Annotated in this window: 11 protein-coding genes; 10 read left to right on the top strand and 1 reads right to left on the bottom strand. The window is 36.8% G+C overall.

Translation table 11 applies throughout. The annotated features are described in order from the left end of the window. Positions 1-34 precede the first annotated feature (34 nt). The gene (locus KA717_07260; protein ID UXE62551.1) at positions 35-394 is read right to left on the bottom strand and encodes a hypothetical protein; all 360 of its coding nucleotides are present in this window, start codon (positions 392-394) and stop codon (positions 35-37) included. A gap of 223 nt (positions 395-617) precedes the next feature. Between KA717_07260 and acs the strand changes: the two genes are divergently transcribed. The 10 genes from acs to KA717_07210 all read left to right on the top strand — a co-directional run bounded on the left by acs (position 618) and on the right by KA717_07210 (position 12702). Next, entirely contained in the window at positions 618-2585 is a 1968-nt protein-coding gene (gene acs / locus KA717_07255; GenBank protein ID UXE62550.1) for an acetate--CoA ligase, read from the top strand. A 158-nt stretch (positions 2586-2743) separates the two neighbouring features. Then, positions 2744-3022: a BrnT family toxin gene (locus KA717_07250; GenBank protein UXE62549.1), complete on the top strand. Its 279-nt coding sequence runs from the start codon at positions 2744-2746 to the stop codon at positions 3020-3022. Next, the gene (locus KA717_07245) at positions 2985-3263 is read left to right on the top strand and encodes a BrnA antitoxin family protein (protein UXE62548.1); all 279 of its coding nucleotides are present in this window, start codon (positions 2985-2987) and stop codon (positions 3261-3263) included. The genes KA717_07250 and KA717_07245 overlap by 38 nt, the downstream gene beginning before the upstream one ends. 212 nt (positions 3264-3475) lie before the next feature. Then, on the top strand, positions 3476-3748 hold the full coding sequence (locus KA717_07240; GenBank protein UXE62547.1) for a nucleotidyltransferase substrate binding protein: 273 nt from the start codon (positions 3476-3478) through the stop codon (positions 3746-3748). Positions 3749-3865: 117 nt separating this feature from the next. Continuing rightward, positions 3866-4180 (top strand): nucleotidyltransferase domain-containing protein, encoded by a 315-nt coding sequence (locus KA717_07235; protein UXE62546.1) that lies wholly within the window; start codon positions 3866-3868, stop codon positions 4178-4180. Between the two features lie 230 nt (positions 4181-4410). Continuing rightward, positions 4411-4638 (top strand): type II toxin-antitoxin system HicA family toxin, encoded by a 228-nt coding sequence (locus KA717_07230; protein UXE62545.1) that lies wholly within the window; start codon positions 4411-4413, stop codon positions 4636-4638. Between the two features lie 4 nt (positions 4639-4642). Beyond that, complete coding sequence (locus KA717_07225; GenBank protein UXE62544.1) at positions 4643-4864, top strand: type II toxin-antitoxin system HicB family antitoxin; 222 nt, start codon at positions 4643-4645, stop codon at positions 4862-4864. Between the two features lie 147 nt (positions 4865-5011). Further along, positions 5012-5173, top strand: a complete 162-nt coding sequence (locus tag KA717_07220) for a hypothetical protein (GenBank protein ID UXE62543.1) — start codon at positions 5012-5014, stop codon at positions 5171-5173. Between the two features lie 448 nt (positions 5174-5621). Next, positions 5622-5762 (top strand): hypothetical protein, encoded by a 141-nt coding sequence (locus KA717_07215; protein UXE62542.1) that lies wholly within the window; start codon positions 5622-5624, stop codon positions 5760-5762. A gap of 37 nt (positions 5763-5799) precedes the next feature. Continuing rightward, entirely contained in the window at positions 5800-12702 is a 6903-nt protein-coding gene (locus tag KA717_07210) for a hypothetical protein (GenBank protein UXE62541.1), read from the top strand. The last annotated feature ends 401 nt before the right edge of the window (positions 12703-13103 follow it).

Here is a 13103-nt window from a genome sequence, read left to right as displayed (position 1 = left end):
CTTTCAATTACAATAAATAATTTTTAAACACCATCTAAGCATCAATAAAACCTTTTAGAGTAGCAATTGTAATTTTGGCAACAGGATGATTAATCGCTTCTTCTAAAGCCGTCGCACCACCTTCTTTGATGGCATTAAAAGTTCGTTGTTTCAGAGTAGGATTAGCCTCAATACCTTCAATGATTTTAGTACTCATTTGTATTTGTCCCAATGGCGTGCTGCTATCATAATCTTGAGAAAGTTGAGCAATCAAATTTTGAATGTCCTGAGCCGCTTGAACTAAGTTTTGGGAATAGTAATAAACGATTTTGTCACGACCAATCTTGTCTCCTGCGATTTTGTCACCTGCGATATTATCACCGCCCCCGTCATTTCGTTGGTAAATGTTAGACATTTTTCGCTTTTTACAAAGTAAATTTGATTCCCCCCAATTTCCTCCTAGACAAAACTGGCGAGTTTGGCTCCTATTCTAGCAACAAAAGTCAGCCGCGATCGCCGCCTTCCCAAATTAAGATCACTTAATGGTACGAGGAACTTAACATAACATTACAATTGCGGGGATCAATAACGATGTTTGAGACAATGAACACAACAAGTCGTCATCATCCGATAAATCTATGTCAGACCCCACCATCGAGTCCGTTCTCCACGAAGAACGATTATTTAATCCACCATCGGAATTTAGTGACCAAGCCTATGTTCGCAGTGTGCGCGAGTATGAGCAACTCTATAGTAAGGCCGCCGCCAATCCTGAACGATTTTGGGCTGAATTAGCAGAACAGGAATTGCATTGGTTTAAAAAATGGGATACCGTTCTCGACTGGCAACCTCCCTTTGCTAAATGGTTTGTAGGGGGCCAACTCAATATTTCCTATAACTGTTTAGATCGTCATCTCACCACCTGGCGACGCAATAAGGCCGCCATTATTTGGGAAGGGGAACCAGGCGATTCTCGCACCCTGACCTACGGGGAACTACATCGAGAAGTCTGTCTTTTTGCCAATGTCATGAAACACTTGGGGGTTAAAAAAGGCGATCGCGTTGGTATTTATATGCCCATGATTCCCGAAGCAGCCATTGCCATGTTAGCCTGTGCCAGGATTGGGGCAGCCCATAGTGTGGTTTTTGGGGGTTTTAGTGCTGAAGCAGTTCGCGATCGCCTGGTGGATGCCAAAGCTAAATTAGTGGTAACAGCCGATGGTGGTTTCCGCAAAGATAAAGTCATTGCCCTTAAGGAACAGGTTGATCTGGCTCTAGAACATGGTGCGCCTAGCGTGGAAAATGTATTAGTCGTTCAACGCACCAAAGAAGCGATCGCGATGGTGGATGGTCGGGATCATTGGTGGCACGATCTCAAATCCCAAATGTCGGCTGATTGTCCTGCCGAGCCGATGGACAGTGAAGATATGCTCTTTATTCTCTACACGTCGGGAAGTACGGGCAAGCCCAAAGGGGTTGTGCATACAACGGGGGGCTATAACCTCTATACCCACATGACGACCAAATGGATTTTTGATCTCAAAGATACCGATGTCTATTGGTGTACGGCTGATGTGGGTTGGATTACGGGCCACAGCTATATCGTCTATGGGCCTTTATCTAACGGAGCCACAACGGTTATGTATGAAGGGGTTCCCCGTCCTTCTAATCCAGGTTGCTTTTGGGATGTGATTGAAAAATATGGTGTGAATATTTTCTACACTGCCCCGACTGCAATTCGTGCCTTTATCCGTGCTGGAGATGACATTCCTAATGCCCGTAACCTCTCCTCTCTGCGTTTACTGGGAACTGTCGGCGAACCGATTAATCCTGAAGCTTGGATGTGGTATCACAAAGTCATTGGCGGCGAAAAATGTCCGATTGTGGATACCTGGTGGCAAACGGAAACGGGGGGAATTATGATCACGCCCTTGCCTGGTGCAATTCCGACTAAGCCTGGTTCCTGTACTCGTCCTTTCCCTGGTATTGTTGCTGATATTGTGGATCTAGATGGTAATGCTGTCACCGATGAGCAGGGTGGCTATCTAATTATCAAACATCCCTGGCCCAGTATGATTCGTGATGTCTATGGCGACAGCGATCGCTTCCGTCGTACCTATTGGGAGCATATTCCGCCCAAGGAGGGTAACTATGTTTATTTTGCCGGAGATGGCGCACGACGGGATCAAGATGGTTACTATTGGGTAATGGGTCGAGTCGATGATGTGATTAGTGTTGCCGGTCATCGCCTGGGCACAATGGAAGTGGAATCAGCTTTAGTTTCCCATCGCACAGTAGCAGAAGCCGCAGTTGTCGGTAAACCCGATGATTTAACCGGAGAAGCCATTTTTGCCTTTGTGGTCTTAGAAGGCAGTCAAACCCCTAGTGAGGCTCTGGCGAAAGAACTCAAACAGCACGTTGTGGGCGAAATTGGGGCGATCGCCCGTCCCAGTGAAATTCGTTTTACGGATGTGCTTCCCAAAACGCGATCAGGTAAAATCATGCGACGTTTATTGAGGAGTTTAGCCTCTGGTCAAGAAATTTCGGGGGATACTTCTACCCTAGAAGATCGTTCTGTTCTCGATAAATTACGCGGAGGAGCCTAGTCATTTTGCCCCCTTTTTTAGGTTTATTTTTAATCCAAATAGGGGGGCGATCGCTGATTAATCATCTCCAAAACCGTTTCCATTAAAAAACTAACCAATTTTAGCCAAATGTGTGATACTGAAAAAAGTTAGTTCAATCTTGCATATCTTGATTCTTTATGCAATTTGAGTGGGATGAAGCGAAAAATATTGAAAACATTCGTAAACATGAGATTGATTTTGCTGATGTTCCCACGATGTTTGATGGAAAAATGCTGATTGAGCTAGATGATCGTTTTGACTATGGCGAAGATCGCTGGTTTGGGATCGGTTTTCTCGGTTCTGGAATAGCAGTAGTAGTCTGGACAGAACGTCGACAGAATGTCTTCCGAATCATTTCAGCACGAAGAGCCAACCGTCATGAGCAGAAACGATTTGAACAGTACCTCTCGTACTAATTGGGCCGCATTGGAGTCAAGGTCAGAAGAGAATATTGACTACTCGGATATTCCACCTCTGACAGATGATTTTTTTGAACGAGCTACTTTATGTATCCCAGCAGAGCAAGCGCACGACTTGGTTCAGCTTGATCCCGATGTGAAGCAATGGTTTCAGGCTCAAGGAGAACAGTATAAAACTTTAATAAACAGCGTTCTACGCCAATATATAGAAAGCACCCAAACTCAGCGACGAGCATAATTTGCCTTTATACCGACGGTGATCGCTCTTTGTTATCTGTAAAACGGCGATAAAACGGCGATCGCAAACCTCATTTTAACTATATTCTAGGGTTAACTGTGGCGTGAGTATTGACAGAGACCCCATTTTTAGCCTAGAATAGACGACTAGCATTTAGCCTAATTCATTTATTTTTCCTAATAGTAAACAAAATAAAAATTACTTTATTAATTATGCAAGATATACGCTGGAAACAACGTTTAGATAACTATCAAAAGGCAGTTCGTCAACTCACGAAATTTATTGAAAAAGGAGAATTAAATGAGTTAGAAGAGCAAGGGATGATTAAAGCTTTTGAATATACCTATGAACTTGCCTGGAAAATGATTAAAGACTACTATGAAGAACAGGGCGAAGTTAACATTCAGGGCAGTCGAGATGCTCTAAGATTGGCATTTCAAAGGGGGATTATTAAGGATGGCGATAATTTGGATGAAAATGATTAAAAGTAGAATAGCAACGGTACATACCTATAATGAGGAAGTTGCTAGGCAAGTTATTCAAGATATTCGTAACCTTTATTTTCAGCTATTTATAGAACTTCAAACAAAAATGCAAAATATATGAGCCAATTTGGACTTAAACAAGATACAATTAATCAGATTAATCAAGTATTTTCTGCCTATCCTGAAATTAGTAAAGCGATTATTTATGGTTCTCGTGCAAAGGGAAACTATAAACCAGGTTCTGATATTGACTTAACTCTTGTTGGCGACAATATCAACTATCATCAACTGCTGGAAATTTTGAACAAGATTGATGATTTACTTCTTCCCTATTTTTTTGATTTATCAATTTTCAATAGTTTGAATAATCCTAACTTGATTGAACATATTGAGCGAGTCGGCATCACTTTTTATAAGCGTGAAGTTTATTAATTATAGGAAAAGGCTAAAGCTGCGTAGGTTGGCTTGAGAAGTGGCGATCTCCTATCACTATTTCTCAAATGCGATCGCCTCTTACCTCTCAGGTCAAAAACTTGATCGCAGACCTCATTTTAGTTCTGTTCTCAAGGGTGATCGCCGATCAGTATGTCTCTGTCTCAAATGCGATCGCTTTCACCGTACTAGGCTAAAATTGACTTGAAGGTTGAAATTGCCAATAGATAGTGGATAAAAAAGACAAGCTACTCAAAAAAGCCAAAAATAATCCTCAAGGTTTGCGTTTCAGCGAGTTTGAGACACTATTAGGTCTTTGTGATTGGATTTTTGATCATCAAACAGGTAGTCATCGTATTTGGTATTCGCCAACTAAAGTCCGTTTATCTATTCAGCCGACTAAAAATGGGGAAGCGAAAGCCTATCAAGTTAGACAATTTTTATCTTTACAAGACTAATTATATGACTCAAACAAATATTTTCGATGGTTTTACGATTAATCTGTTCCAAGATGAAGATGGAGATTGGTTGGCTCATTTGGTAGAAATGCCAACGGTTTCTGCTTTTTCGGATACTCCCCAAGGGGCTATTGATGAATTGGAATTAGCTTGGCAAGGGGTTAAGGAGAGTTATCGTAAACACGGAGAAACTATTCCTCTTAAACCGATATTAATTAAGGCATAAACAAATAAGGCGATCGCTGCTCAAGATGTCTCTGTCTCAAACGCGATCGCTTTTTATCATCTACAAAACCGCGATCGCCGATCAGTATGTCTCTGTCTCAAATGCGATCGCTTTTTATCATCTACAAAACCGCGATCGCTGCTCAATATGTCTCAGTCTCAAACGCGATCGCTCTTTATCATCTACAAAACTGCGATCGCCGATCAATATGTCTCTGTCTCAAATGAGATCGCTCTTGATCATCTGCAAAACCGCGATCGCGCTATCAATATCTCTCAGTCTCAAACGCGATCACGTTTACTCCCTTAGTAAAATTTGGTTAGTGTCTTTATTTATTTGCACTCTAGATTTAGGCTTTCTGAAACCATTATGCAGTAAGGATCGAAAGCTGATTATCGTGATTTCAGGGGTTTGCCATCGTGGGTTGTTACACTTGGCAAGCAAAACAGCCTTAACAATTACTGAACTGAGCAAGTAGGTGGTTTGAACTAAACGCAAAATAGATTACCTTGAAAACCTTGCTGTGACTTGATTTTCTAGAAAATTAATTATGATTATTTACTTATGCAAATAAAATCTAGCAGATAGTGTTATATTAGGATAATAAATTTTTGTGCCTCTGATTTAGGGTGCTACAGCCCAAACAACGCAGTATAATCGATGTTTCCCTAACATACTCATTTACATCTACTCTAAGTTATCGAGAATATGGATTATGAAGCCAAACGCTTTATTACAACCCACCATCACTAAGTTAATGCTCAAACCTTACCCAAATAATAAGCCTTTACGTTCTGGTTATGGGGCTTGTTCCTCTAGTGGTTGTAATTGTAAATCCTATGAAGGTCGTGGTGATACTTGCGAAAATTGTGGTCATAATTATGATCGCCATTGGTAAAAATTCAATAGCTATTTATGAATAGAGGCTTTTATTTATGTCAGAGTCCAGCCAAAATAATATCGAATCAAGTATCGCGCAATTAAGTGGTACGGGTATTTTGCCAATAGAGCAGACAAGCAAGGATATGTTACAAAAAGCATCGGCTGGACTGGCTTTACAAGGGATGCTTATCACTAAAAACGAAGAAGAAATTTTACAAGAACGATTTAATCTCATTACAGTTCAAGAGAACATCTCTTTGATCCAGCCATCACGTCAAGCGTTTGACCAAACGGAGGAATTCAAATCAGAAAGTAAGGAAAATATTTTTAAAAAAGGGATAGAAAAGTTAGGGGCTAGTGTTGAAGCATCAGCACAAGGTAATAGTTTATTCCAAGGTTTACTGGATTTAAGTGCTAATGTTTCATTGCGTCAAGAGAGAGAAAATGTTGCTGAAAGTAGTCAGAGAGTTGAGCGTTGTTACTACTCTAAAGTTCAATATGTAGTTATCCCTACTGCCGCTTGTATTCTCAATCCCAACCAGATTCGCTTTGATTCTAATGCCTTACAAGAGTTAAAAAGAATAGATGATATTTTACGCAATCCCGAATCAGAATCTATAGCGATTAGGGCTTGTCACGATTTTCTGAAGCATTATGGCTCTCACGCACTGTTGGGAACTGTTACGTTTGGTAGAATCTTCTTGATTTCTGCTTCTTATAATGATTTTTTAGCTTCTGATGAGCAGACAATTCAAAATCTTGTTAATAACAAAATTACCACTCAGTTTAAAGTTGACTTTGTTGGAATGGGAGGAGGAGGATTAGAGACAAGCCACAGTTCAAATACTGAAAATCAATATACTTATAAACAGGAAAGTATCGAATCTAAGATCAAAATAGAAAAAGTACAAATTGGTGGTTTAAATCCTGAGCAATCTGCTGTTATTGACAGAGATTACAGAAAAACTATTGCTGTATGGGAAATTATTTGCCGTCATCATCTAAATGAATTTGTAAATTCTCAGAGACTTGCTGAGATGCTTCATGCCGAATGGATGAATCTCAGTGGTTTAACCACTAGCTTCCGATATTTTGTTGATGAAATAGCTAAAGTTAATGAAAAAATCAATACTCTATTAAATGAACAAATTCCTTTATGGATTCAGCAACGAGAGCTTACTGCTGAGAATCTAAGCTATTTAGTTAACTGGAGAAAAGAGGTTGAAACAAAAACCAAGAATAATTACTATTGGGTGCAAGAAATATTGTCAGCCAAAATAGTTCAACAGTATTTACTTGATGTTAGGTATAACAGTGCTGATAGTAAAGAAACAAAGGATTTAATACGTCAGATTTTGAATCCAGAAGATACAATGGTAATGTCCAGAGAAGATTATGCTACATATAAAAATATATTCAAATGGCTCAATGAAAAATCAGAAAATATTGAGTTGATCATATCAGATGATATTAAGGATGTTAATGAACTTATTAAGAAGATTTCTAAGCTTATTCAGCTTATTTCAGAAGATAATGGGCGTACAGAAAATTTAAGGAAAAAATCATATCAATATATAATATTGGCTATCAATAGCTTACGAACAGCACTGATAAAAAAAGATAAACTGAGTGAACTTAGTTTTTTGTGCTTGCTTTTCCCCTTGGGTTATGTGCCAGAATTTAGCTTTTTTAATAAAGTTTGGGAAGTTGAAGACTATCAAACGTTGGAAAGGTTATTGCGAGAAGATCAAGAGTATCCTTTTGGTATAGAAGCAAAAAATTGTCAGGCAGAAAAAAAAGAAGTCTATTTAATACTCAAGCTGTTAGGCTCTGATGTTTTGTTTTTAGAAAAAGAGAGAACAATAGATTTTGTTCAGCAAGTGTTACTACCGAATCTACAATCAGAATCCATTATTAGCATTCTCAAGAGATATAATTTAGGTTTGTCTTATGAATGTGTAGAAGCAGTTAAAGAACTGCAAGATATTATTGATGATCAACCACAGAATGAAAATTTAGGAAGTGGGTTACAAGATATTATGAAAAAAACTGACAATAATTCACTAAAAAAATCTCTCGTTACATCATCCGATGAACAACCTTCTTCTGAGTTACAAGATATACTAGAACGCTTAGAACTAACTCAATATTATCCTGGAAAATTAGGAAGAGAAGAAGTTTACTCCATTACAGAATATTCACTAGAGCCAAATATTCCAGCAACTACAGAACAACTTGCAACACATTTTTTAAGTAACTTAATATCGTTTAATTATGAAGGGCGTAAACTGAAAATTGCATCAGAAAATAAATCGGAACCATCAAGTAGTCGCTTTGGGAGACGCAAGAAACAAGAAGTAGAAACGGCTAATGTGTATCCGTTAGATGTGGTTGCGGCCACATTTTTATGCTGTAATCCCATTATTCAACAAGATTTAGTTCAGAGATTATGGGGTTGTAAATTAGCCATTCCCTTAGTTATTCAGGAAGATGGCCAGAAAGATCCAAAATTCTTTTTATGGGCAATGCGCTCTTTAGTAATGAAGTGGAAGGCTCTACAAGGAACAGTTATTAAAAGTGAAGAACGGGGAATTGCTAATTATTCTATAGAAACAGTTAGCTTTATTAGATTTGATAAGTCTGATTTTTCTAAATCATCGCTTTTAAATTGGGTGATTAGTGAAAATGAGCCTGATAAATCTCATCCTGTATTTTTTCACAGAAATTCGGAAGGTTCTACTAAAAATCGGCAGTTAGCGGATGGTATGGTAGAAATTAGTTGGTATTTACCTAAAGGCGTAAAAGAAGATATTTTCCAAGATATAGTTTCATTTACCAATTTGCGTGGTGATGTTAGAAATTATCCTGTTCAATTAGAATTAATTAAACAAATTTCAGCTAAAGTTGTAATCTTAGTTTCAGCGAAGGAACTAAAAGAAAAAGAAACTGAAATTGTGCAAAGTTTTCTATCCGTAGGGAAAAATGTAATTATTCTACTAACTGATAAAACCATTACTGATGATGATGAAGAAACAGTTAACAATTTCCTAGAGTATTTTTCTAGCTATGATGATGAACAACTGGTAATTATAGATATTGAAAACAAAAATTCCCCAGTCATCAGAGATGAAATTCGAGAAATTTTAACAAAGATAAAAGCCAAGGATAATTCTAAAATTAGCCTAGAAAATCTGGCTCAAACAATGCAAGAACAGGGAGTGGATGTAGATGAGTTAGAAGAAAATTGTCAGCAAGGAATTAAAAAAGCTCAACAAATTTTACAAATTGTTCAAAAGTATGATAGGGACAAACGTAAAGCTGAAACATTACCTTTACAGGGTAAAGATTGGGCAAACTGGGCTGAAGCTGATAAGGAAGTTTATCGCCAAGAGAATAAGGGAGAAGAAACGTCAATAACATACGTTGAGAAACAAGAAGAGCGCAAAATAGCAAGTCGAAAACGGCAATTTAGCATAGTTAAAAATGGTCTTCCAGAAGTTATGAAATTGTTCATCGAAACATTTTTGAATGAGCATTCTTCAACTTTAGAATATTTTGTCAGGTGTTTAAAGCTAGGATTAGATGAACTTTCCAGAGAGGAACTACCACGTTTATATAGTTCCTATAGTGAACAGATGCAAGAAATTCATAATAAAACGCCAGAAGAAAAAGCTGCTATTAACAATATACTTAACGAACTAGATCAGAAAATTTCATCTCAATCATTTGGTTTGGAACATTTGCTACGAGAAATGGGGCAAATTTATTCAGCAGTGATGGAACGTCCTGAATCCGAAAGAGCGGACTTCAAAGACTTAGAACGATTACCACAAATTGCTGCTGATTTACTCTTGAGTGGGTATCCAGTAGAAATTATGGATGGAGATGTTGGTTCTGTTCCCTTTGTTTGGGTTGAAACTGTTTTAAAAGAATTAAATAAAACGCTTAAAAAACGGGAAGGAAAAGAAAATCTGCAAGTTTTTGTGTTATCAGCAATGGGTATTCAAAGTTCTGGTAAATCAACTTTATTGAATACTATGTTTGGTTTGCAATTTGCTGTTAGCGCAGGTCGTTGCACAAAAGGTGTTTATTTACAACCAGTAAAATTAGAACAGAAATTACGAGAAAAATATAATGTTGACTATATTTTTGTAGTGGATACAGAAGGTTTAAAATCTCCAGAGCTTTCTTCTAATTCAACTCAGAAACATGATAATGAACTTTCAACTTTTGTAATTGGCTTAAGTAATCTGACTTTAATTAAAGTCCCTTCAGCAGAAGAGATTTCTTACTTACAGGAAATTTTGCCTATTTCTGTTCATGCTTTTTTAAGAATGAAAAAGGTTAATTTGCGTCCTAAAACTAAAATTGTTTACCGCTCTAACATAGCAGATCCGAGCAGATTAATTACTCAAAAGCGTGTTTTGAGCGAAACTCTTGACAATTCTACAGAAATGATCTGTAAGCATGAAGAGAAACCAATTAAACTATTCAAAGATGTAATTAATTTTAATCTGACGGAAGATGTAGAATATTTGTCTTCTCTTCATGAAGGTGATGATGAAAGAAATGCCGTTATTCCTAACTATAGTAAACAGGTAAATGGACTTAAAAGCAGAATTATTCAAGGGTTAAATTCAAGGAATCAATTATCAATCGCTGACTTTTATCAACATTTGAATAATCTTTGGAATGCCATTAAAAACGAGCATTTTGTTTATCAGTTTAAAAATATTATTGAAACTCAAGCTAGAGGAGAACTAGATAAATTTTGGAGTCAGATAGAAACAGAATTTCAGATTCCAGTAACGGATTTTATGGCGAAATCACATACTGAAATTATGAATTGCGCTAATGAGGCGGAATTATCTCAAGTATTTGAAAAATTAAAGCCTGAATTATCAGATAAAATAGAGGAAATATTCTTGAAGCAAGAAGAAAGTTTAAAACAGTTCTTCACAAAATCAAAAGAAATGTATGACGGCTCAATGAAGCAATGGCAAACAAGTACCTTTGCTAGACTAAAAGACTTGAAGAATAGTTTGATAAGAGAAAAAAATGAGCAGATTCAAAATTATCATGATAATAGACTAGCTGAAATTAAGATTTGTATCGCAGGGGAGGGATATGAAGAAAAAATTACTGGGATGATACGAAAATTTGTGCAGGAACAGAAGAAAAGTCAAAATGAGCAAGAAAAAATGCTTAGTTTTTCTGAAGAAGAACTAAGAGAACTGTTTGACCCTCAATGGGAAGTTTGGATAGCTGAGTTAAGGAGAGAATACGACAAAAATCGTCTAAAACCAGCAAAGGTAGAAAAGCATAATGAAAGAAGTTTAGAAATTGTTTATCCCTCTAACTCTAAACAAATTATCAACAAAATACAAAAACGTGAAACACTTAATTATAGTGATCTTTCTGTGAAGAAAAGTCACTATAAAAAAACAGACTTGAATGATAACATCATTGATAACATCATTGATAACATCGCAGATTTTTTCTCTAAGGAAAAAGAGAATCAAGTTATCAACGAGATCGAAGAAATAAAAAATAAGTTATTTGAGTATGTAATTAAGCTTCTGCGAGACAAAGAGGATAATTCCCGTCCATACAATGACACTGATATTGGCAATATTATCCAAAAAATTAAGAGTACCATAGAAAAAAAATCTAAGGAATTATCTAAAAACTTTGCTTTTAGTTTAACTTCAGAGTTAAAGATTGACTTAACAATCATTATCTGTGGTTATGCCATCGAACGTTTGAAAAAAATAGATCAAAAATACAGAGACAATCATGATCCAATTAAAAATCTCGACAAAGAATATTATTTTGGGATTTTTAAAGCTGGTTTTAACAAAGAAAATTTGGTTAGTACTATGGTATCGGTATTCTGTGAGATTATCAGGCAAGGAATGGCTGAGAAGATAGAAGCGAGTTTACAATCTGAAATAGGCAATAAGATGTTGAGTGAGAATTTCACAATCCTTACTGATAAGCAATCGTTAATAGCGAGTATTCTGGTTTCTCTTGCACAGAAGGGGGACATAAATTCTTATTATACTTATATCAAAAAGCCTGAACAGAGTATTAAAAGCTGGATATCTAATTATTTTGACGAATTTAATACTACAGATAAGGGTATTAAAGGTCTCATAGAAGCCAAAATCAAAATATTATTAGATTTGGCTACAAATTTTGTAGAATCAACAAATCGATACATTAAAAGTCAAGATGAAAATTCCCATTTTATTGCCAATTGGACTAAGAAATTTCGTGAATTGACAAGAGAACATCTTATTCTCAAAAATATTGAAAGGATTGAGATTTTGGGTTCTAGTTTTGAGGGGAATTTTGATTTCTCATATTTTCAAGCTGAAATTAGTAAGGAATTGAATACTACAAAATCAGAACTAGCTAGCAAATTAAGTGATTTTTCTAATTCACAAACTAAGAAATATATTAATTTGAGAAGCGATGTTGTGAATGACATAATTCGTCTGCGGATTGGTTGTCTAAAGAGTTGTCCCTTCTGTGGGGAGATTTGTATTGCTGGGGGGGTGGATAAAGATCATAATCATGAGGGAAATCATGGAACTCCTTATCATCGTCCACAAGGTATAACTGGCTATCGTCCTGTTTATGGAAAACCAAAACTGGCTATAGAAACTTGCCAACAAGATGTAGCAGGAGAGGGATCATTTATAAACTACGATACTAATGGGGAATACCGTCTTTACAAAGATTATCGGAAAGTTAATGATTACTATGCTTCGTGGAAAATTAATGGTGATCTTAGCCTAGAAGTTGGAAGCTACTGGAAGTGGTTTATGGCAGCTTATTCTTCTGAGCTTGCTATACTATATAATGCTGACGAACCAGATATTCCTGAATCTTGGAAGTCACTCAGTAAAGAGAAAGAAATTGAAAAGTTGCGGAAGATAATTGAGGGTTAGAGGTTTTATCATTTTTTTGTATAAACTCTCAACAAGAAGGATTAAGAAGAATGAAGTTTTGCATTATGACCTTCAAATTCTTATCTGTATAGGACTAATTCTTGAGATCTTGTTATACGTTATGCTTTGCTGACGCGCTTTACAGGATCGGCGATCGCGTTTTATCCCTTAGTAAAATTTTCTATTTTTGCCTAGCCCTTTTCCTAAACTCAGAAGGCTTTACTGAATTAGGATTCTTCCAAACTCCAACCCGCGATCGCTGCGTAGTAGATTTCTATTCGATCACTCGTGATTCTCTTCAGAAGGCGACTATATTTCCACACCCCAACCCGCGATCGCCCCTGACTCTCTTCAGCCCAATGTCCAATTGAATTAGAAGGTATAATTTAGGGAAAGTAGCT

It is taken from the genome of Woronichinia naegeliana WA131, from assembly GCA_025370055.1.
GTDB classification, from domain to species: Bacteria; Cyanobacteriota; Cyanobacteriia; order Cyanobacteriales; family Microcystaceae; genus Woronichinia; species Woronichinia naegeliana.
This window is presented reverse-complemented; position numbering and strand designations above follow the sequence as displayed.